Origin of the sequence: Chitinophaga sp., from assembly GCF_039596155.1 — a bacterium.
GTDB lineage: Bacteria > Bacteroidota > Bacteroidia > Chitinophagales > Chitinophagaceae > Chitinophaga.
The window spans coordinates 40,294-62,914 of the sequence record NZ_JBCNKF010000040.1; the positions used below are offsets into that span (position 1 = coordinate 40,294).

The window sequence follows — 22,621 nt, forward strand, 5'->3', positions numbered from 1 at the left end:
CAACTAATCCAATGCAACTAAACGTATTCAGTACAGATAGTCAAAAGACCGGCTTCCGCCTGCAATATATGGAAGTGTTCAACTGGGGCACCTTTGATGAACACATTCATACGATCAGGCCAGAAGGAGAGACGAGCCTGCTCACCGGTGCCAATGGTAGTGGTAAGACTACCTTCATCGATGCCCTGCTCACCCTGATGGTGCCGGAAAAGAAGTATCGCTTTTACAACCAGAGCAGTGGTAGTGAAAAGAAAGGTGACCGTACAGAAGATTCCTATGTGATGGGAGGTTATGGTATGGTGAACAACGAAGCAACAGGGGTCACTAAAACCCTGTACCTGCGTGAGAACAAAGAAGAAGCTTACAGTATTCTGCTGGCCAACTTTGCGAACGAAGCAGAACAGTTTGTGACCATCTTCCAGGTGCGTTATTTCGTGAATGGCGATATGCGTAAGATCTTCGGTGTGGCACACAGAGCGATGCACATTGCTGAAGACTTCCGTCCATTCGATCTGGGAGGCCAGTGGAAAAAACGTATTGATCAGCTTTACAACAAAGGTGCGCGTAAACAGGTAGAATGGTTTGATGCCGCCAGCAAATATGCACAGCGACTGGTGGATGCCCTGGGTATGCAGAGTATACAGGCATTACAGCTCTTTAACCAGACGGTAGGTATCAAGGTATTAGGGAACCTGGATGACTTTATCCGTACCAATATGCTGGAGCCCCGTAACATGGAAGAGCAGTTCCAGGAACTGAAAAAGCACCTGACCACCCTGCTGGATGCACAGCGTAACATTGAAAAAGCAGAAGAGCAGATCCGCATGCTGGAGCCTATTAAGGAGCACCATGCGAACTTTGCTAACCTGTCGGCTAAGATCGCGGGTTACAAACAGGACCTGAATACAGCTGCCATCTGGAACAGCTTTACCCGTAGCCAGTTGCTGGGACAGGCCTTGCAGGAGAAGAGAGAAGAAGTGACCTTCCTGCTGCGGAATATCGAAGAGTCGAAGCGACAGATGAATGAACTGCTGGAGCAGGAGCGTACTACCCGCAATCTGCTTGAGCAGAACAAGGCTGGTCAGCGCTTGCAACAGCTTGAAAAGACAATTGAAGAATTACGTCAGAAGAAAGTTGCGGCCGAAGCAAATCTACAGGAATTCACCAGCTGGTGCGAAACGCTGCATATCAGGGATAATGAAATTAATGATGAGGCGACCTACACCCGTCTGCTGAAAGAAGCCAGTCGCGCAGCACTGAAGCTGGAAACAGAACAGCGGCTCAATGAAGAAGACGAGTATAGCGCCAAACGTGTAAAAGAGAAAGCAGATAGTGAAAGAGAAAGTCTGGAGAAAGAAATAGAGCTCCTGCACCAATCTAAAAATAACATCCCGTCTCACCTGATGCAATTGCGCAAAGACATGTGCAATACATTGAGGATAGATGAAGGTGAGATCCTTTTTGCGGGTGAACTGATCCAGGTAAAACCTGAAGAACAGCATTGGCAGCCTGCTATAGAGAAGTTGCTGCATTCCTTTTCATTGCGCCTGCTGGTGCCGGACAAGCATTACAAGAAGGTGACCAGTTATGTGAATAACAATAACATGCGTACCCGGCTGGTGTACTACCAGATTAAGGAAACGGCGCTGAACCTTTATCCTGATGAGAATACAGTGTATGAGAAACTGGATTTCCATCCTGATCACAAACTCACTGAGTGGGTGGAGCAGCAGATCATTCAGCACTTCAACTACACCTGCGTGGAAAATGAAAAGTCCCTGCAGCGTTATGATATGGCCATTACCATCGAAGGGCTGATCAAGAACAGGGATCGCCATGAGAAGGACGACCGTTCCGGCCGGAACGATGAAGCCCGTTATGTAATGGGATGGAATAATGACAGGAAGAAAGAGGCACTGATTGCGAAGCGTAACAAGCTAAATGAAGCGATTACGTCCAGCACTGAAATATTACAAACCTGCAAAACCCGTTCTGCACGCCTGCAAAAGCAATTTTATGCGGCCGGCCGCTTAAAGGAACACAAAGGTTTTGAAGAGTTGAACATTCCTAAGATCCAGAAGAACATTCATAAAGCAGAAGAGCAGATTGCCTCGATGCGTGATGAAAACAATGAGCTGGATGCAATGACAGAACAGCTGCAGGATATAGAACGTTCAAAGCAGCATGTGCAGGATGCACAGGCTACCCTGATCAGGAACGAAGCGCTGGCCCAGCGCACCATCTCTGATATGGAAACAGAGCAGGAAAACCTCCAGCAGCTGTTGCAGCATATCACCAATACAGATAAGGATGCACTGCTGGAATTTCAGCAGCAACATAGCCAGGAGCTGAGTGAAGTGACGCTGGATAACATTAACAGCATCTACAGGTCACTGCGTGAGCGAAAGGAACAGCAACTGAAGCAGGCAGAAGAGGCCAGTCATAAGGAAGAGGTATTGCTGAACCGCAGCATCAATCGCCTTAAGAACCCTTCTCCTGAGTTATTAGCACGTTTTCCTGACTGGAGTGCAGATGTACATGCCATGTCAGAAGAGGCGAAAAATGCGGGTGAATACATCGAATGGCTGGATAAACTGAGCAATGATAACCTGCCTCGTTTCAAAAAAGATTTTGAAAGCTATATCAACGTTACCATCACTTATAAGATCGGTGGTCTGAACGAAGAGATGGAGAAGTGGGAGCGGGATATCTCCAATACGATCCAGAAGCTGAACCAGTCGCTGAGTGGCATCAACTTTAACCGGCTGCCGGATACTTACATCCAGTTGGTAAAACGACCTGTACCAACGGGTACCGAAGTCAGGGAATTCAAAAGCCGCTTACTCGATGCCTTGCCACAGGCTGCTAACTGGCAGCAAAGTACCTTCGAAGAAAAGGCAACGCACTTCAGGGAAAGAGTGATGCCATTGATCACGGCACTGGATGAAAGCGAAACGTATCGTAGTCGCGTAATGGATGCCCGTAACTGGTTTGAATTCTGGGCAGACGAAAGGTACCGTACCACCAATGAGTCCAAGAAGATCTATCGCCAGATGGGGCAGTTGTCAGGTGGTGAAAAGGCACAGCTCACTTATACCATTCTCTGTAGTGCGATTGCATACCAGTTTGGCATCACGAGAGAGGGTAAGAACACCCGCAGTCTCCGCTTCATAGCGGTGGATGAGAGCTTCAGTAACCAGGATGAGGAAAAGGCTACCTACCTCATGGAGCTGTGTAAACAGCTGCACTTACAGTTGCTGGTAGTGACGCCGAGTGATAAGATCTCTGTCGTACAGCAGTTCATTGCGCACGTACACCTGGTACAGAGAGTGAACAACAGGCACAGTGTACTTTACAATATGACAGTAAAAGAATTACAGGATAAAATATCCGACGCTGAAGTCGCCTGACGAATGAAGGGGTCGCTGGAACAGCGGCCCCTTTTTTTATATATTGCAGTAAATTCGAAGCACAGTGATGATATCTGTCGGACTTTGTACCTACAACAGTGAAAAATACCTTCCGGAACAACTGGAAACTATCATTCACCAGACCTTACGTGTGAATGAAATCGTAGTGATCGACGATGCATCTACTGATCAGACCATCCAGATTTTAAATGACTATGCCAGGCGTTACCCTGATCTTTTTCGCATTATTCGCAATGAAAAGAACAGGGGAGCGCGTAAGAATTTTGAACGTGTGCTGGCAGAAGCGAAGGGAGAGGTGATCTTTCTAAGTGACCATGATGATTGTTGGTTGCCCGGCAAGGTGGCCAGGGTAGTCGCCTATTTCAATGCGCATCCGGCAGACAAAGTCGTGTTTACAAATGCGCTGTTCATGGATGAGCATAGTGCCACGCTGCCTGCCACGCTCTGGGATGTGGTAGGTTTTACGGCGGCCGTAAGGGCGCATATACAGGCGAAGGATGATCTGCTACGCTATTTGCTAAAGCACGGGCGCATAGTAACGGGTGCAACGCTGGCAGTAAAAAAGGAATGCCTTGGGCAGATCCTGCCTTTCCGCCTGATGCACAAGATCTGGCATGATGCATGGATTGCCCTTGTAGCTGCAAATGCGAAGATGCTGGGATATATAGAAGAGCCATTGATCCGCTACCGGGTGCATAGCCAGCAACAGGTAGGATGGGGGTACATGCAAAAAATTAACAGTATTATAGCAGGGAGCAATCCTGTGCCAGACCTGCAAAAGAAGGAGCTGGAGGGAGAAATAGGGGATGAGGAGCTGGTAGCACTCATTCATTTAAGAAGAAAAAGAGTTAGATTGGTGAAACGTCTTTCGCGCTATATAAAGGTAGATCCTGTAATTCATAGAGAAATACTTCAGGAACGTAAGGCATCGGAACAAGCATTCACCCGTGCAAAGTCACTGCCGGTGAGATTGCTGGAATCATTCAGAAAAATGTTTAAATAGTTATGATCAGGGCGTATAAATTATACACGGGCAATGACGGCCATTCTTATGTACAGGTAGGTACAGTCTCGAACCTGCAGGTGAATCCTGCTGCCTCTATTATGTTCAACGAAACACCGGCGCATAGTTTTTATGACTGGCATCCGGCACCCACTACACAGTATGTGATCACACTTTCCGGCACCTTATTGTTTGAAACCGGTCCCGGTGAAACATTTACCTTACAGCCTGGCGATATCCTTATTGCTATGGATACTACCGGCAGTGGTCACAAATGGCAACTGATAGATGATCAGCCATGGAAGAGGGTATATGTTGCTTTCACTGACGAAGCGGAAATCAACTTTGTACCGGATGCAGTGTAAATGAAAAAAGCAACCCATTACAGGTTGCCTTATTCTCCACATCCATCTATAGGTTTTTACTATCGTCTCATATTATTGGGCCTGGTATACACCAGCTGCATGACATTAATATTGCGCATGGCAAATGCTGCCTCACAGTAACAGAGGTAGTAATTCCATTTGCGGATAAATGCAGCGCTCATGTCTGGCCGCAAGTTGTCATTGAAGGCATCGAACCATGCCTTCAATGTTCTTGCGTAGTCTATCCCCAGATCTTTTAAATCTACCATTGTCAGATCGCCGGTGCTATTCACAGCATTATTGATGGCGGCCACAGATGGTAACAACGACCCCGGAAAGATATGTTTCTGAATCCAGTCTACCCCCTTTCTCAAACTATCATACCTTGAATCCGGGGCTGTAATTACCTGTATCGCCAGGATTCCGTCTTTCTTCAGTAATTCATGACATTTTGAAAAGTACACAGGCAGATAATCATGGCCCACTGCTTCCAGCATCTCGATGGATACAATTTTGTCAAAGCTGCCTTCCATCATCCGGTAATCCTTTAACTGTATACTTACTTTGTCTTGCAGGCCTGCTGCTGCAACCCGTTCTACAGCGAGTTTATACTGCTCCTGCGAGATGGTGAGAGAGGTCACTTTACAGCCGTATGTCTGCGCCATATAAATGGCATTGCCTCCCCAGCCACTGCCTATTTCCAGTACATGATCATCTTTTGTAAGGCGTAACTGCCGGCATAATCTTTCGTACTTGGCCAGCTGCGCTTCCTGTAACGACAGTCCATCTTTATAGTAGTATGCACTGGAATAGGTCATTGTCGGATCGAGAAAGCTCGCAAAGAAGTCATTGTCCAGGTCATAATGCGCAGAGATATTTTTGCGGGATCCCTTTATAGTATTCGCTCTCCTGTTATGATATAACCTGTTGAACCAGCTGAACAGATTATAAGCAAATTGTTTTGTTTTGCTGCCAGACAAGCCGGGGGTATTCTCTACATTATATAATGCCCATTTGATGACATTGGTGATATTGTCTGTATCCCACAGCCCGTCTACATATGCTTCGCCAAATCCAACATCACCATATAACAGTATCCTGCTATAAAACGCAGCATCATTGATCCGGATATTTGCACTGATATTACCTTCGCCATTTCCAATCGTCAGTTTTTCGCCATCCTGCAATGTCAGGTGTAGTAATCCCTGGTTCATACCAGCCATTACTTTCAGTACAATATCCTGGTAGATACTCTTACTTTTTTTAGCATATGGAAGCGTTCCTGTTTGCATGTCAGTATAAATATGGGAGTGCCGTTACCATCAACAGCTGTTAATAGTTTCCCTTGTTAAGAAATATATTTATGATTTATAAGGTCGATATAAGTCACGCTGCAGGTGTTTGTTCGCTGCTTTTGCGTGGTACGGCAACTTCTTCAGCCATAAGCGAAGTGCCTGCCAGTGGATCATCCAGATCACTTTGAGCGTAATAAGCGGAAAGCTGAAAAAGTAATATAACAGCATTCCATCTGTTAGTGGTTTTCTTTCTCCTTTTAGTGTACTGATTAAAAATCGTTCTCCACTTTTGTGGCAATCATCTATGCGTATATTCAATTGTTCGCCTGGTATACTTAGGTCAAAATCAAACTGCGTATCCATGTCTGAGAAAGGCGAGACGTAGAAGTACTTGCCTGTATACAACCGGAATCCTTTCTGGGTATGTGTTGTATGGTCCAGCAGATATGGTTTCAATTCTCCGAAAGTATTGCATACTTCTACCACCGCACAAACAGGATGGCCCTGCGTATCGTAACAGTAATAGAAAGAGACCGGATTAAACTGATAGCCTAACGTGCATAAATTAGTCAGCAGCATGATACGGCCAATAGGCGTTGTAATGCCCTGCTGTTGAAGGTATGCAAGTATCTGCTCCCGTACGTTTCCAGTGCCGGTCTGCAGGTGATCTTTATCGCGGAAATTAAATAAGTTAAAACGGTTCCTGCTCATAAAGCGCAGGTGCCTTGACAGGTAATCCACTTCATCCAGATCGATGTAGAACATGAACACCTGGTAGTTGAACTGGTGGCGCTTTGGCGACAGCCGGTGGTGCATTACCTGTGCCCTGTATAAACATGAATGAATAAAGGTCCCGCTCATGAAAATATCTACGGAATTAAATGCTGTATGGATTAAATAACGGTACGCTTTAACAAATGCGTACAGAGATTTACAGCACTTGTAAATGCATCTTCGTGGAAACCATATTTAAAGTAGCTACCGCAATAGTAAACGGGGCCATTTGCGTTCAACGCAGGTAAAGCAGACTGGGCTTCTATAGCCGCCAGATCAAACAGGGGGTGCTCGTAGTCTATTTCTTTAATGATCTTACTGTTATCCAGTTGTGCGTGGGGATTGATAGATACAAAGTAATTCTTCTTTTCTGATACCCCTTGTAGTTTATTCATCCAGTAGATAGTACTGGGAACCATTTCACCATTTTCTTCCTGTATGCGATAGTTCCAGCTGCTCCAGGCAAGTTTGGCAGCAGGCATGGTTTTTTCGTCGGTATGTAGTACTGCTTTGTTGTACTGGTATTTAAAGGCGGAAAGTAATTCCTGTTCCCTGTTCGTAGGTTCAGCCAGGAGTGCCAATGCCTGGTCGCCGTGGCAGGCCAGTATGGCCCTGTCGTATTCTTCTACAGTGCCATCTGCTGCATGTACGTTTACTTTTCCGTTGGGCATACGTGTTACCTTTACAGCTTTCCTGTTGACGTGAATACGGCTCCTGAACGGGGCGATGAGTATCTCCCTGTAAGATTGACTGCCTTTGTCCAGGGTATACCACTGGTGTTGTGTATGCAGGCCAAGAAAGCCGTGGTTGTAAAAGAAGCGGATAAGTGTAACCGCCGGGAAATCCAGCATCTGCTGCATGGGAGTAGACCATACTGCGGCGCTCATAGGCACGAGGTATTTCCATAGCATGTCGTCACCAAAGCCACCTTCCCGAATGTATTGCCCGATGGTATGGTGAGCGTATCGGGGATCATCCAGGATCTTTACGCTCTCTTTATTGAAGCGTGCAATCTGCATGAGCATCCTGATATAAGAAGGATTGAAGATGTTTTTGCGCTGGGCAAACAGGTGATTGATACCTGAACCGCTATATTCAAGACCGGAGGGTACGTGTTGCACACTGAAAGACATATCTGTCTTTTTTACGGGTGCTTTGATCTGTTCGAACAGTTTACAGAGGTTGGGATACGTTTGGTAGTTGAATACCATAAACCCGGTATCTACATATACGGGTTTTCCATCTTCATCTACAGTCACTGTGTTAGTATGACCACCTACATAATCGAGTTGTTCATAAAACGTGATGTCGTCAGTAGGGTGTAGGAAATGTCCGCATCCCATACCGGCAATGCCGGTTCCTATGATTGCTGTTCGTAACATATATTTTGTAAAAATCTTAATACCGTGTAGGTGGATAATTGTCCGCCCGGGCCTTTCAGGTTGTAATCGAACCCGTGGGTAGCCCAGGGCAGGGATAAAAAGAAATATTTAATACCGTTTTCCTGTAGTTTCTTTTCCAGCCTGGTGCTATGCTCGTACGCGACGAGTACATCATTTTCACCATGGAGGATTAACGTAGGTACGGTGTTTTTGTTCACAAATTCAACAGGGGAGCTGGCGGCATAGTTGGCAGGTACAGCGCTGTAAGTGCCTCCCAGATAGTTTTCCATTACTTTTCTGGAATCCATTACCAGCGGGCTGGCAGGCAGGGAGTAACCCCATACCATATCAGCAGGGCCATAGAAATCTACTACGCCTTTTAATCCAGGTACCTGTTCGCGGTAGGCTGCCAGCAAAGCAATCTGGGCACCTGCAGAACGGCCCATCAGCACAAAGTTATTAGTATCTATTCTTAATTCGGCTGCATGTATGCGCAGGTAGTCCATTGCCTGATATACATCTTCCACAGGGGCGGGGCAAATGTTTTGCGGTGCCAGCCTGTAGTTGATGGCAGCTACATGGTAGCCATGGTTTGCCAGGTAAGTATTCAGTTCAGGAAGATCCTGACTATTGCCGCTGCTCCAGGAGCCGCCATGTACAACTACCACACAGGGGTGATTGCCGGGATGAATGGCAGGGTAGAAGTCCATGTGCAGGTCGCCGCAGTAGGGCAGGCTTTTGTATGCAACAGGTGCTTCTTTATAACCAGAGAGCAATACCGCAAGACTTAGCGGAGTGGCAGCAGAATGGGTGCCCAGTGCTTTGTCCATCGCTTTGGGTAGTTGACTGGCTACATCATATGCCCTGACAAGTGGAGAGAGGAAGAGGACGATGGCAATAACGCCTAATACTGTTGCTATCGTATTGTATTGATGAGCGAAGAAGCCACTTAATAGCACCAGTAACGTAATAGCAATAAAGACCCACGCAAACTCAGCTGCGCCAATGGCGAGTTTCCAGAGATTGTAGGTAGGTGCTTTGAAAACTGTGAGTAATGAAGTCAGCAGTAGAAGCGTAATTAAAATAAGACGGATCATACGGTGTTTTTGCGAAACAGGTAATGACTGACAATCCATTCATTCCCGTTGTTATAATTCCATAGTTCGGCGCAGGCCATATAGAACAGGCGCCAGTACACCCACCATTTCAGTGCCTGATCTTTTCCGTAGGTGGTTTCGAACAGGGGCATTATTTCCGCTTTATGATCATCCATATTGCGCAACCATGCTTCTGCTGTTTTGCCGTAATGTGTGCCGGTTACATGCCAGTGCTTACTGACAGAAAGATGGTCATTAAAGTAGAACATCAGGTCATCGCCGGGCATTACGCCGCCGGTAAAAAAGTACCGGCTCATCCAGTCGGTTTCATCCTTCACTTCAAAGAGGTAGGTATACTCTTTATGTGTAAAGATATGAATGAAGAGCTTCCCTTCTGCTTTTAAAAAAGAAGCGACTTTTTTGAGCAGCAATTGGTAGTTACGCATATGTTCAAACATTTCAACAGAGACCACCCTGTCGAACTGCCTATCCGTATGAAATATATTCATGTCAGCAGTAATCACCGTGAGGTTGGTGATGCCGCGTGCAGCGGCTTGTGCGTCGATATATTCTTTTTGTGTGCGTGAGTTGGATACAACTGTAAACTGACTACCCGGGAACTTTGCCGACATGAAGAGAGACAATGATCCCCAGCCACAGCCGAGTTCCAGTACATCCATGCCATTCGACAGTTCTGCTCTTTTGCAGGTCAGTTCCAGCATATCTTTTTCCGCTATATCCAGTTCAGTAACACCGGGTAGCCAGTATCCGCAGCTATATTTCAGGTATTTACCCAGGCAATATTGATAGAATGGAGTAGGAACTTCGTAATGCTGTGTATTGGCTTCCGCTGTACTTACAGCAATGGGAGAAGCTTTGAGTTGCTCAATCAGTGACATAAGGTGGGCCTGTTGTGCTTCGGCATCTCCTTTGTTTTCGTCATCCAGCCTTTGCTTCAGCAGTTTTCGGATGCCTTTGCGCAATAATATATCAGGAACGGTATTTTTTTCAATGAGGGTATCGTACCACATGTTGAATATGATTGAAAGTAATAAACACAATATGTAAGAGCGGAATCTTATGAGCTGGCCGGGAACCAGGGAATGAAGGCACTGGTGCTGCGCTGATAGGCTTTATAGGCTTCTCCTTTGGAACGCAGTGACTGCTCTTCGGTGGCTGGTATGCCTGTCACTTTCAGCAGCAGGTAGAGGATGATGAGAGGGCTGATCAATCCCAGGTATCCATAGGGAGATCCGAGAGCAAAGATGCTGTATGATACCCACATCATCCATTCAAAAAAGTAATTGGGATGCCTGGAATACCTCCATAGCCCGGTATTGCATACTAAGCTTTTGTTTTTAGTTTTGAATACATGCAATTGCCTGTCTGCAATTGCTTCGCCTGTCACACTGATCACCCACAGTATCATGCCTGTATATTCTGCAATGCCTATAGCAGTTTCCTTGTTGAGTGCACTAATGATGAATGGTACGGATAACAGTACATTTGAAAGCCCCTGAAATTGAAAAAACCAGAAGAACTTTTTGTCTGCATGTGGTGCCCATTCCTTTCTCAGTTGCTGATAGCGACCGTCTTCTGTTTCCATGTGGGCTGAAACCCTGATGAGCAGATGCGTGCCGAGCCTGATACCCGCAATGATGACCATGCTACAGATCAGGTATTTGCGGATATGATTACCACTTGCCAGTAACAGGAGTAATATGCCTATGACCGGAAAGTTATAAGACCAGAAGATGTCTACTACGCCTGCATTGTGAATAGCGCGTGCCCATCCCCATACCATGGCCATGATCATTCCACATACCAGGATAAGTAGTAAGACGATTGTAAGGTTATCCATGTTTTTTTCCGAATAATTCTTTAAGACCTTCTGCTGGCGGGAGGCGGAAAAGCTGGACCAGCATATAAATACAACTGGCAATACTGCCTAATGTAATTAATAACAGGAGCCAGATCCCTTTGCTGATGATAGTTTTTTCCTTGTAACAGATCCATATAAAAATGACCAATACATTCGTATAGAAATCCCAAAGTGTGGCCCGCATCCAGGGTATACTGCCGAGGAAATTCCATTCTTTGAACAGGCTGCTTTCCATACTGGTCGTGATCACTACATAACACATCCAGATTAATAATGCGCTGAATAAAATTTTCAGAAAAGTGATCATGAGCAGCCGGCAGATTTGCTAACGCCGGTATGATAACATACGTAAGAATAAATACCTTTGGTTTCAGCGTACAATTGAATACGCTGGTTCAGGCTGCTGTAGAGGATGCATGGAACCGCCATTTATCCATTTTTCTAACTGGTTAACGATAATTTAGTTTGCCTAATTTCTATAATAGCAGTATCTTTTCTATACTATCACTTTTTTTAAGGACGAACCCGAATCATAAACTTAGAATTTTAGAGTAATATGGCAGAAAGAAAGACTAATTCGTCTAATTATCAGAATCAATCGTTCCTGGAGAGCAAGTGTCCGCTGAATGAATTGTTGTTTTCTATGAGCCGTCGCTGGACTACAGATATTTTATTTTGTATAGAAGCGGGCAATAATAGATTTTCAGGAATCAGGGAAGAGCTGACTTATATTACGGATCATATCCTTTCAGACCGGCTTAAAACGCTGGAGAAAACAGGACTGATCACCCGGCAGCAGTTTCCCGGCATGCCACCTAAAGTTGTTTACTCGCTAACAGAGAATGGAGTGGAACTTTGTGGTTTACTGGAAAAGTTGTGTGAGTTTTCCAGTGTCATTTACGACGAGAAAGCAGTCGCCGTATAGTATTGCCTTGAGTATTTCACGTTGTGAAAAACGCTCTGCGTAAGCATACTTTTAGTATCTTACTGCAATACAACCCACACCATGAAGAAATTACCCCTTTGGTTTTGCATGGCTGCCCTGTTGATCTCCCGGGCACATGCGCAGACACCCGCTAAAGAAGACCCCCGGTTTGCCGGATTAGATAAAGAATTTAACAAGATCCTGAGTACCTGGCATGCAGCCGGTTTTGCTGTTGCCGTGGTGGAAAAAGATAAGATCATCTATGCCAAAGGATTTGGTTACAGGGATTACGAACACAAAGTACCTGTAACCCCTCATACCGTCTTTGCTGTGGGCTCCAATACAAAGGCATTTACAGCAGGTCTGCTGGGCATACTCAGGGATCAGGGGAAGCTGGATTTCGAACAACCTGTGCGCAATTTTCTGCCGGAACTGGTCTTTGCTACCAATGATCTGAATGAGCAGGTGACGCTTCGCGATATGATGACCCATCGTACGGGCATTCAGCGATATGACTATTCCTGGCTTTTCTTCCCGCCCAAAAGCAGGGATACTCTTTTGTATCGTATCCGATATTTCAAGCCACACACGCCATTGCGTTCACGGTGGGAATACAATAATTTCATGTATCTGGCGCAGGGGAAGGTGGCGGAGAAACTGACTGGCAGAAGTTGGGAAGAGAATATCCGCCAGTACTTTTTTGACCCGCTGGGGATGTCACATTCTGATTTGTCAGTCACTGACATGGAAAAGGAGCAGGATAAAGCGTTGCCATATAGTGTGGCATTGGACGGCAGTATCAAAAAACTGCCGTACCGCAATATAGATGTGATAGCCCCTGCGGGGAGCATTAATAGCAGTGTATTGGATATGGGGAACTGGGTGAGTATGTGGTTAAATAGTGGAAAGTACAAAGGGAAAACAGTGTTGCCGAAGACTTATGTACGCGAGGCCCTCGGTTTACAGATGGCTATCTGGTATAATCTGCCGGATAAGGCACATCCTGATCTGCATTTTAACGGATATGGACTCGGCTGGTTCCTGCGTTCGTACAGGGGGCACTATCAGGCAGAGCATGGAGGTAATATAGATGGTTTTACTGCCCTGACTTGTTTATTCCCTTCTGATAGTATTGGTATTGTTGTGTTAAGTAACCAGGGTGGTTCTATTGTGCCGGATATAGTACATAATATACTTGCAGACAGGGCACTCAGGTTAGGTAAGATAGACTGGTATGGGGAGGCTGAAAAAAGGCTGCATGCGCCTCCTCCTCCTGCTGCTTTACAAGTCAGGAAGGACACGGTTATTATTAAGGGCACAGACGTGCATCGTTCACCAGGAGAAATGACAGGTACTTATACAAACAACCTGTATGGTAGTTTTGAAGTGTTCGTGAAAGATGATTCGTTGTTTGCCAGGCTTCCGTTAGAGACGGTGTATCTGAAGCATCGCGGATATGATATATTTGATGCGACGAGCAGCACTGATTTTACGGTAGGTAGTATGGCGGTTATACATTTCCTGATGGATGATAACGGGGCTATCAACAGGCTGGGTATAAGGCTGGATGACGAAGAGCCAGCGGTTTTTGTAAAGCAGAAAAGGAACTAAATAAAAACTGTCCTGAAAGCGGGGATTCATCAACGGGGATGAAGGCCATTTTCAGGAAAAAGAGGCCGGATCAAAATTGAATTGCTCCGACCTCTTTTTTTTATTGTTTTGCGACGAGTTTAAACTGAATATTTACCTGCGAATTAATCAACTTATCCTGCATCGACTGATCTGCCCTGTAAGTCATTCCCCACAGGGTTCTGTCTATGTTAAAATTCGCCTCCGCCCTGATCACACCTTTTTCTCTTGTAATAAAGGCCGGGAATGAAATGTTCTTGGTCGAATCTTTAAGCGTGAGATTACCCTGTACGGTATAGTTCGCATCTTTCATTAATACTTCATTTCCTACAGACGGTTTGAAATTTGTCACACCAGTAATTTCAAAAGTCGCCACCGGATATTTCTCAATATCAAAGAACATCGGTCCTTTCAGTTCGGCTTCCAGCTTGTGTTGCAGCATGGAATCGGTAGGTGCCAGATCTATGTCGGCGAGCGTACTCATATTGATCTTAATACTACCTCCTGTTACCATTGTATCTTTTACATACAGTTTGCTTTCCAGTAGTCTGAAAATACCGGTATGCTTGCCTGTGGGCTTTGTGCCTATGAACTGGACCACACTCACGGTAGTATCCACATGATATGATCTCCCTTCTCCTTCCGCAACGGACTGGACATCCTGGATCGTTGCTTTGTCCGCTTTTGGCGCCTGTTCGCAGGCTGCCAGGAATGTAAGTAAAATGATTGGAACTATATATTTCATAAACTATATTATTCGCATCTCAGCTGCCAGTCACTTCCCGGTTGCCTACCCAAACGAAACGTCTGAGAATAAATTCCGGGTTTGTAAAACTTGCGTTCCCTGCGGGATTACCGCCGGTCACATGGAAATCGGAAAAAGCTGCGTGTTGGTTTACCCAGATAAAGCCGGTAAAATTGAAAGAAACCGGTGTAAACACGCTATTCATAGCCTCAGTTATTTTTTCCTTTGTGTCCGGGTTTACGGCATATGCAGCACAGGTAATAGCTCCGTGTTGCTGTGCCATCTGACGGGCCAGTTGAATAGACTCGTCTGTATCTTTTGTTTTTACGAGTAACAAAACCGGGCCAAATAATTCCTGTTCGAAGATGTGCCTGTCTGCACTGTCTACCTGCAGGATGGCTGGCGTAAAACCTCTGGCGTGTGTGAACTCTTCGTTCACCAGTGGCTGACCTTCCAGGATTACTTTTGCACCCAGTTTGCCCGCATTGTGTGCCCGTTGCAGGGTGGTATCGTTTTGTAGTGCTCCCAGTGTACCGGCGCCCATTTTAGGATTTGTAACCAGTGCGGTGACCGCGTTTTTGAATTTCTCCACTACTTCATCAAAAGAAAGCGTGCCATTAGGTGTTTCTATGCCTCCTGCCGGTATAAAGAAGTTCTGCGGGGCGGTACACATTTGCCCGGAATAGAGGGAGACAGAAAAGGCCAGATTCTGCATCACAGCATCTATGTCTGTTACGCTATCCAGGATGACAGAGTTGACGCCGGCTTTTTCGGTAAAAACAGACTTACCAGGCAGGGATTCCACATAGTTCCCGAACTGGCTGCCCCCTGTATAATCAATAAGTTTGATACCAGGATGTTCACACAGCGTTTTGGTGATCGGTGCAGCAGTGGTATCAGCGGCCAGCTGGCACAGGTTAGGGCTAAAGCCTTTCTCCTGCAATACCTGCTGTATGGCACTTACCGCAATTGCGATAGGTAGTATGGCCCTGGGGTGAGGTTTCACGATCACAGGGTTGCCAGTTACAAGATCTGCATATATACCGGGTAGCGAATTCCATACCGGGAATGTGGAGCAACCGATTACAAGGCCGGGTCCTTTGGGCATTGCTCTGAAATTCTTTTTGAGTTGCAGGGCAAATTTCCCCATGGGTTTCTCCCATAACTGTTCGGCAGGGTAGCGGTTCAGCTCATGGTAGCCCATAGCGATTGCTTCGAGCGCGCGGTCGTTGGCGTGCGGTCCTGAAGCCTGGAAACTCATCATAAAGCTTTGACCGGTCGTGTGCTGGGTAGCATCAGCGATGTCAAAAAAATAAGTTTGTATGCGTTCCAGTGTTTCTACCAGTATATCGGCCCGTATATCCACAGTTGTATTACGCCATTGGGGAGCGGCAGCAACAGCTTTTTCTACAAGATCGTCCGCAGTGAAGAGGGGGTAGGTGATGCCCAGTGGCTCCATGGTGTATGGAGATACTTCCTCACCGGCCCATCCGGATTCACCGGTTTGCAGGAGTTGTGAGAATGGCTTGTTGAGCAGTGCTTTGTACCTGTTGCGGCCTTCTTCGGGGGCTTGCTCGCCGTAAGCTTTGGGGTGCTCAGGATACTGCGAGAAAAAGGCCCGTTCATGGTTTGCCTTTACGGCTTTCTCGATGGTGCTTTGGTGTTTGATGGTAAGCATATGTGGAATTTGAATAATTAGCTTTTCATGTAGGGGCTTACACTATCTGTAAGCCCCGGGTCGAGATTGTTACCATCCTTGGGGCGTTATCTTGCCAGAGAGAAGCGATTGTCGTTGTAGTACTCATCTGGTCTCAGCTTCAGAGGATGGCTGCGCTGATATTGTAAAAATGCGTCGTATTCTGATTTATGCAAATTTGTCCAGGCTTTAAAGGCGGACTGGTTGCTTACCGGACCAAAGATCCACTGTGTGTAAGCATCGAACAGGCCTTCTTTCAGCAGGGTGCGCTGGTAGTCAAATAATGCGTATGGGAATTTCACACCTGAGAAGTTAAACCAGTCCAGCAGGAACCTGGTTCTGACCATCACGAGTGTTTCGGGGTCTATACCCGTCATCACAACGGATGTCTGTTTGCCCATGGAAGCTTTGTAGGCGTCAGCAAATTCAGATGCTGAGGGCTTCCTGCTTTTGCGCTCACTTTCCAGGTCAGCGAGGGCCTGGGTCATGAGACTCGGATCGTTATATAATTTCTTGTAAGCGTCTATCAGCATGGTACGTACTTCGGCAGTACGTTCTGTGTAGCTTTCCAGGTTCACAAAGATTTCACCGTAGATGATGATCCAGGAAGGGTCTTTCACATAAGAATACGCTCTGCAGGCGTTGTAATAATTGCCAGGGAAGGTGGGATCTTTTTCAATACCCTTCAGCCAGTTGGCCATACCACCCTCATAGATTTTCAGGAACATCAGCAGCTGGCCGTTGTCATTATACAGTTCTCCGCTTTCGGGGAAGCGTTTCAGGCCTTTTTCGTATAATTTCTGGGCTGTTTTCCATTCCTGTTTTGCCTGGTAGATATTACCGGCTATCTGGTAGAGTTGTGCATCTGCGTCCTTTTTATTCAGCAGGGGCTCGATGGTGCTCTTGGCTTTGCTCATATCGCCCTGTAGCCAGTAGGCAAATCCCAGCTGTTTTTTAAACTGGGTATTGTCTGGTTCCATTGTAATGGCCTGGTTCAGTACCAGAATGGCGTTGGAGTAATCTCCGCTGCGAATGAAGCCGGTAGCAGTGTTGAATAATTCATTGGCATCTTGTGCGAAAACCGGTATGGTCGCGAAAAAGAAGCCAATACATATAGCTATTTTCAATAAAGAAGCCCTCATGTACATCCTTGATCTTTCGTTTGCTGTAAAAATAGTGAAAAATGTGCCAAACCTTGTTGTAGGCTGGAAATAACGGAATATCTATGTTATTTGGAGAGATGATATAACGTTACGGCAGGGGGAGCGTACCTCTTACGGCAGCCTGCAGCTACTGTAAGAGGTAGGAAATAATTTAAAGTAAATGAGAGAGCAGTCCGTCCCGCAGTTTAGGTTCGAACCAGGTGCTCTTGGGCGGCATTACATTTCCGCTATCTGCAATGTCAAATAATTGCTGGATGGTTACAGGATACAGGGCAAAGGCCACCTTGTATTCACCGCTATCTACCCGTTTAACCAGTTCCTGCAGTCCCCTGATGCCGCCTATGAAGTCGACGCGCTTATCCGTACGCTGGTCTTTGATACCGAGTAGTTTGTCCAGTACATTGTTGGAGAGGATAGTCACATCCAGAATGCCGATGGGATCGTAGGTAAAGGTTCCTTCCTGTGCCACCAGCCGATACCAGCTGCCATCCAGGTACATGGTGAACTCGTGGAGCATGGAGGGAGCCTGTGGCAGATGCCCGATCGGCTCAACGACAAAGTCGTATTCCAGTTTAGAGATCAGCTCGTCTTTGCTCAGGCCATTCAGGTCTTTGACTACCCTGTTATAGTCAAGGATCGCCAGCTGACTGGCGGGAAAGATGGTGGTAAGAAAATAATCAGCGGGATCATCCAGGCCGATGCGTTGTTGTTCTTCCAGTTCTTTTTGTACCAGCGAAGCAGCGGCTGCACGATGGTGTCCATCAGCGATGTAGGTATGTGGTACTTTGGTTTCGAAGAGTGTAGTGATATTGTCGTTGGTCGCTTTATCATCCACCACCCAGATGGTATGCTGAATGCCGTCAGTAGCAGTAAAGTCATACGCAGGCGCATGATGTGCCATCCACTGATCAATGAGTGAATTGATGAGCGGAACATCGTTGTAGGCAAGGAATACATTGCCTGTCTGTGCATTGGTGGTTTTAATATTGTTGATCCTGTCCTTTTCTTTGTCAGGACGGGTGAATTCATGCTTTTTGATAATTCCGCTATTATAGTCGGAGATGGAGGATACACATACAAGTCCTGTCTGGCTACGGCCGTTCATGATAAGGCGATAGATATAATAGGAGGGGGTATCGTCCTGGAAGAGGGTGCCTTCTTTGATAAATCGTTGCAGGTTTTCGGCAGCTTTATCATATACAGTTTGGCTATATACGTCGGTGTCATCGGGCAGGTCGATTTCTGATTTGGAAACGTGGTAAAAAGAGTAGGGGTTACCGGCTGCCTCCTGTTTGGCTTCCGAAGCACTTAACACATCATATGGTCGTGCTGCAACTTTCTCAGCCAGTGCGGGCGTGGGTCTTAATCCTTTGAACGGTCTGATGATTGCCATGATATACGGTATTGTTAGTCAGGTGAATGTAAATGTAAATAGGCAGATGAGCAAATTCAAGGCCAACAGTACCCGATGGGGTATTTGATGTGTAGGGGGATGGTGCAAAAGCAAAAAGCTCCTGCTTTTGACAGGAGCTTTTGCATTTTTATAAAAAGTAAGATTAAGCTTTCTTCAGGCTGAAATATTTCATGGCTTCAACCAGCACTTCTACACTTTCATATGGCAATGCATTGTACAGCGAAGCACGGAAACCACCTACGCTGCGGTGTCCTTTTATACCTACGATGTCTTCCTTTTTGGTGAATTTCAGGAATTCATCTTCCAGTTCCGGTTTATCCATGATAAAGCATACGTTCATGCGGCTACGGTCTTCCTTAGCCACAGTACCGCGGAACAATGGGTTATGATCGATCTCATCGTACAGCAGGGCTGCTTTTTTCTCATTCAGTTTTTCCATAGCGGCGGCACCGCCCTGGTCTTTCAGCCAGCGAAGGGTGAGCATGGAAATGTAAATTGAAAATACGGGAGGGGTATTCAACATTGAACCGTTTTCAACGTGGTTGCGGTAGTCCAGAATCGTTGGAATCTTGCGGGTTACCTTGCCAAGAATGCTTTTGCGTACAGCTACCATGGTAACGCCGGCAGCGCCCATGTTTTTCTGTACACCTGCATAAATGAGGGAGAACTTGTTGAAGTCCATTTGTCTGCTCAGGATATCACTGCTCATATCGCCTACCAATGGTACATCTACCTGTGGTATTTGTTGCCATTGAGTACCATAGATGGTATTGTTGGTTGTGATATGCAGATAAGTTGACTTAGGGGAAACATTGAATTGTTTGGGAATGTAATTGTAGTTACTTTCTTTTGAACTACCAGCTACGTCTACGAAACCAAACTGTTTTGCTTCTTTAATCGCCTTATTGCTCCATACACCGGTATCGATATAAGATGCCGTACCATCATTTTCAAGTAAGTTCATAGGAACCTGCAGGAATTGCTGCGTAGCACCACCGTGGAGGTAGAGTACTTCGAAGTCATCTTCCAGTTGCATCAGTTCGCGTACGAGATTACGTGCCTCATCCATGACAGCCTGAAACAGTGGAGTCCTATGCCCTATTTCCAATATGGACATTCCTGACCCCTCAAAGTCAATCAAAGCCTTACTAGCCTTGTACAGAACCTCATTTGGTAATACGGAAGGTCCCGCGTTAAAATTGTGCACCTTCATAGGTCGATCTAAATTAAATAAATTGTTAGCTTGTTCCACTTTGCTTCTTGGTTTTGTCAGAGGAATGGATTAAAAAATTGAAATGGCATTTCAAATCAGATGCTGATAATGTGTAGGATAAGGCTAAAAAGATAGTATTAACAAAGATAATTTATATTTTTTTAAAATCGAAATTAATTGAAAACGGTCCCGGGTTCTTCAACTTGATTTTTTGCACAAAGCGTATGCCAGCTATTCCTCTACCCGTCCTATCATTCTGCCTGTATCTGGCAGTGGCATTTTTTCTTTTATTTTTTTCCGGATCATGTTACTGAGTGGTGGCTGGCCTGCATCTACCCAGGCTGTATACCAGCAGGAAGCTACTGCATGAATGGCCGCCTGCATGCGACGTTCTACCATATCGCCCAGCAGTTGCTGGTATGCTTTCGTATAGGAAGTAGCGTAAGTACGCACCAGTTTTCCTTTCCTGTTTTCGTAGGCATAACGGGCATCTGGCGGTGTACGCAGGCTCAATGCTTTTTCCAGGGAAAGTACCGTATCTGCTGCCATGGCACTGCTACTCACCACCTGCCATACAAATGCGGGCACATCCCGGATGTAAACAGCTTTGCCACTCCAGTAACTGAAGGTAGCATCTGCCAGCAGCTCCGGAATGCGTGATTCCCAAAGTCCGTGGATACCTTCCTGGCCTGTGAACTGGCCATTGTGATTAGAGCAGGCGTGGAGTGGAACATGGGCATCTGCCACGTAATGGCCCAGATCAGCACTGAGATGAAGTACTTTGTCAAGATCTCTGTCCTGAAAGGCTTTGGATAACCGCGATATGATCTGGGGGATGTACCAGGGTACGATCCCGTATTGTTGCAGGCTGTCTTCCCCAAACTGTAGCAGGGCAGCCTGCCAGCTTCGGGGCATCCAGTCGTACGGCGGAGCTCCGTAATGATCGAGGTCTATATAGTGACGCGGTCCCTCGGCTGCTACGATATATCTTCTTTTATCTGCATCTGTAGCATGGGCTTTCAGGTAGGCCTGCTGCGGTTTGTAGAGCACAAGCATGGCAGTGGGAAGGGAAAATACCGCCAGTTCATTGATCCGCTGATGGGCAAAGAAGCCCCAGCCCATGGTCGTGAATGGGAGGATTGTACAAACAACAATGGAAACCAGTCTTTTCAAAAATATTATTATTTATGGTGATTTTCCAGGGAAGTCACCCCGCCGCTCACGGCAAACTTCATGGCCTCTCCTGCAGAGATATTTGTGAGGGGTTTTACCTTGTGGGCAGGTACCATGAATACTTTACCGGTGATGGCATAGGCATGCGGTACGTACACGGCCATGTAACCTTCCAGGCCCAGGGTGGAGACATCTGGCTGGGTGATGAAGCCCATCTCCCATACATCCACACCATATATCTGGACGAGCACGGGATGATCGAACTTTTTCTTTTCTCCAACAAATGCGTCGAAAACGTCTTTGACAGATGAATAAATATACTTGATGAAAGGTGTCTTTTCCAGGATGGTGTCAAAAAGTGCGAAGATCCTTCCCAGAATAAAGGAAGAACTCATGTAACCCACTGCCACGACCAGCAGTAAAACCAGTGCAAACCCTACTCCTTTGTACCTGAGGTAGCTGAAAGGGGCTTCCTGGGGGACCAGTTCCTTGGGGAAGATGTTATCGATGGTAACAAACAGGTAGTACAAAGTAAAGGCAGTCACACCGATCGGTGCCAGGATCAGCAGACCCTGGAAGAAATACCTTAAAATCCTCGATGCCAGAACTTTAAAACGAATTTTTGGAGACATAATAGTTGTTGTAATAACTGGTGTAAAGGTACTATATAATAGGGAATGTGCTTTTTAACTTCAACTTATCTACATTAAATAAAATCCAACTGGAAACTTTCAAAGTATAAAAAGTTTCCATAGTTTTACATTGACCTTATTCTGAGAAGAGATTTGAGATTTCTTGCCCCTGCAAAACCACTATCCAATGGAAATACAGGAACGTATTCTGGATACCGCATTCCATTTGTTCAGCCAGTTTGGCACCAGGTCCATCACTATGGACGACATCGCTCATAAAATGGGCGTTTCTAAAAAGACCCTTTACGCCCACTTCGCTGACAAAGATGAATTGGTTACCCATGCGATTTCACGTTATCTGCGCTCGGTAGAAAATGACTGCAAAGTAATCCGGACAGCGGCCGAAGATGCCATTGAAGAACTGCTGCTGGTGATGCAAATGCTGGATAAACAGTTCAGGCATATGAAACCCTTTGTTCTCCTTGATCTGCAAAGATATCATTCCACTGCCTACCAGGCCTTTCTCTCTTACCGGGATACCAGCCTGCAAAGCACTATTCGCGACAACCTGACAAGAGGGATCAGAGAGGGGCTTTATCGTCCGGACCTGGACGTGGATATACTTACAAAGTACCGCTTGTCTACCGCAATGCTGTGCTTTCAGCCGGAGGTATTTGCCCCCGGACTCTACGAGATGAATAAAGTACAACATATCCTATTGGAACATTTTCTATATGGGCTTGTTTCCAGTAAGGGATTTGAAAGGATTGAAGCCTATAAACTACAACTATCGTAAAACCAA

General features: G+C 46.0%; 20 protein-coding genes. 6 read left to right on the forward strand and 14 right to left on the reverse strand.

All coding sequences use genetic code 11. The annotated features are described in order from the left end of the window. Positions 1-11 precede the first annotated feature (11 nt). The 3 genes from ABDW33_RS27895 to ABDW33_RS27905 all read left to right on the forward strand — a co-directional run bounded on the left by ABDW33_RS27895 (position 12) and on the right by ABDW33_RS27905 (position 4,799). Positions 12-3,410 carry an SbcC/MukB-like Walker B domain-containing protein gene (locus ABDW33_RS27895; protein WP_343693389.1) on the forward strand — a complete coding sequence of 1,133 codons (3,399 nt, stop codon included), beginning with the start codon at positions 12-14 and terminating at the stop codon, positions 3,408-3,410. 67 nt (positions 3,411-3,477) lie between these two features. Then, positions 3,478-4,434, forward strand: a complete 957-nt coding sequence (locus ABDW33_RS27900) for a glycosyltransferase (protein WP_343693413.1) — start codon at positions 3,478-3,480, stop codon at positions 4,432-4,434. A 2-nt stretch (positions 4,435-4,436) separates the two neighbouring features. Continuing rightward, a complete protein-coding gene (locus ABDW33_RS27905) occupies positions 4,437-4,799 on the forward strand; it encodes a hypothetical protein (protein WP_343693390.1) in 363 nt (120 codons plus the stop codon). A gap of 59 nt (positions 4,800-4,858) precedes the next feature. Here ABDW33_RS27905 and ABDW33_RS27910 read toward each other — a convergent pair whose 3' ends face one another. The 7 genes from ABDW33_RS27910 to ABDW33_RS27940 form a co-directional block, all read right to left on the reverse strand. Continuing rightward, positions 4,859-6,091: a cyclopropane-fatty-acyl-phospholipid synthase family protein gene (locus tag ABDW33_RS27910; RefSeq protein ID WP_343693391.1), complete on the reverse strand. Its 1,233-nt coding sequence runs from the start codon at positions 6,089-6,091 to the stop codon at positions 4,859-4,861. A gap of 69 nt (positions 6,092-6,160) precedes the next feature. Continuing rightward, positions 6,161-6,955 (reverse strand): DUF1365 domain-containing protein, encoded by a 795-nt coding sequence (locus tag ABDW33_RS27915; protein ID WP_343693392.1) that lies wholly within the window; start codon positions 6,953-6,955, stop codon positions 6,161-6,163. A gap of 32 nt (positions 6,956-6,987) precedes the next feature. Then, positions 6,988-8,250, reverse strand: a complete 1,263-nt coding sequence (locus ABDW33_RS27920) for an FAD-dependent oxidoreductase (RefSeq protein ID WP_343693393.1) — start codon at positions 8,248-8,250, stop codon at positions 6,988-6,990. Further along, a complete protein-coding gene (locus tag ABDW33_RS27925) occupies positions 8,229-9,347 on the reverse strand; it encodes an alpha/beta hydrolase (RefSeq protein WP_343693394.1) in 1,119 nt (372 codons plus the stop codon). Before ABDW33_RS27925 ends, ABDW33_RS27920 begins: the two co-directional genes overlap by 22 nt. Next, entirely contained in the window at positions 9,344-10,378 is a 1,035-nt protein-coding gene (locus ABDW33_RS27930) for a class I SAM-dependent methyltransferase (RefSeq protein ID WP_343693395.1), read from the reverse strand. The genes ABDW33_RS27925 and ABDW33_RS27930 overlap by 4 nt, the downstream gene beginning before the upstream one ends. A 47-nt stretch (positions 10,379-10,425) precedes the next feature. Then, entirely contained in the window at positions 10,426-11,208 is a 783-nt protein-coding gene (locus ABDW33_RS27935) for a DUF1295 domain-containing protein (RefSeq protein WP_343693396.1), read from the reverse strand. Beyond that, positions 11,201-11,536 carry a DUF1475 family protein gene (locus ABDW33_RS27940; RefSeq protein ID WP_343693397.1) on the reverse strand — a complete coding sequence of 112 codons (336 nt, stop codon included), beginning with the start codon at positions 11,534-11,536 and terminating at the stop codon, positions 11,201-11,203. Before ABDW33_RS27940 ends, ABDW33_RS27935 begins: the two co-directional genes overlap by 8 nt. A gap of 249 nt (positions 11,537-11,785) precedes the next feature. Here ABDW33_RS27940 and ABDW33_RS27945 point away from each other — a divergent pair, with 249 nt between their 5' ends. Together ABDW33_RS27945 and ABDW33_RS27950 are read left to right on the forward strand one after the other, a co-directional pair. Further along, positions 11,786-12,154, forward strand: a complete 369-nt coding sequence (locus tag ABDW33_RS27945) for a helix-turn-helix domain-containing protein (RefSeq protein ID WP_146970855.1) — start codon at positions 11,786-11,788, stop codon at positions 12,152-12,154. Between the two features lie 81 nt (positions 12,155-12,235). Beyond that, positions 12,236-13,765: a serine hydrolase gene (locus tag ABDW33_RS27950; RefSeq protein WP_343693398.1), complete on the forward strand. Its 1,530-nt coding sequence runs from the start codon at positions 12,236-12,238 to the stop codon at positions 13,763-13,765. Between the two features lie 100 nt (positions 13,766-13,865). Here ABDW33_RS27950 and ABDW33_RS27955 read toward each other — a convergent pair whose 3' ends face one another. From ABDW33_RS27955 to ABDW33_RS27985, 7 genes are all read right to left on the reverse strand, one after another. Then, positions 13,866-14,528 (reverse strand): YceI family protein, encoded by a 663-nt coding sequence (locus tag ABDW33_RS27955; RefSeq protein ID WP_343693399.1) that lies wholly within the window; start codon positions 14,526-14,528, stop codon positions 13,866-13,868. Between the two features lie 19 nt (positions 14,529-14,547). Continuing rightward, the gene (paaN, locus tag ABDW33_RS27960) at positions 14,548-16,206 is read right to left on the reverse strand and encodes a phenylacetic acid degradation protein PaaN (protein ID WP_343693400.1); all 1,659 of its coding nucleotides are present in this window, start codon (positions 16,204-16,206) and stop codon (positions 14,548-14,550) included. 86 nt (positions 16,207-16,292) lie between these two features. Further along, complete coding sequence (locus ABDW33_RS27965; protein ID WP_343693401.1) at positions 16,293-17,366, reverse strand: tetratricopeptide repeat protein; 1,074 nt, start codon at positions 17,364-17,366, stop codon at positions 16,293-16,295. A 172-nt stretch (positions 17,367-17,538) separates the two neighbouring features. After that, positions 17,539-18,780, reverse strand: coding sequence for a DUF1015 family protein (locus ABDW33_RS27970; RefSeq protein WP_343693402.1), 1,242 nt, complete (start codon positions 18,778-18,780; stop codon positions 17,539-17,541). Between the two features lie 163 nt (positions 18,781-18,943). After that, on the reverse strand, positions 18,944-20,014 hold the full coding sequence (gene serC / locus ABDW33_RS27975) for a 3-phosphoserine/phosphohydroxythreonine transaminase (protein ID WP_343693403.1): 1,071 nt from the start codon (positions 20,012-20,014) through the stop codon (positions 18,944-18,946). Between the two features lie 231 nt (positions 20,015-20,245). Further along, the gene (locus ABDW33_RS27980) at positions 20,246-21,187 is read right to left on the reverse strand and encodes a zinc dependent phospholipase C family protein (RefSeq protein ID WP_343693404.1); all 942 of its coding nucleotides are present in this window, start codon (positions 21,185-21,187) and stop codon (positions 20,246-20,248) included. Positions 21,188-21,195: 8 nt separating this feature from the next. After that, on the reverse strand, positions 21,196-21,819 hold the full coding sequence (locus ABDW33_RS27985) for a DUF502 domain-containing protein (protein ID WP_343693405.1): 624 nt from the start codon (positions 21,817-21,819) through the stop codon (positions 21,196-21,198). Between the two features lie 187 nt (positions 21,820-22,006). Between ABDW33_RS27985 and ABDW33_RS27990 the strand changes: the two genes are divergently transcribed. Further along, entirely contained in the window at positions 22,007-22,615 is a 609-nt protein-coding gene (locus ABDW33_RS27990; protein ID WP_343693406.1) for a TetR/AcrR family transcriptional regulator, read from the forward strand. Positions 22,616-22,621 lie beyond the last annotated feature (6 nt).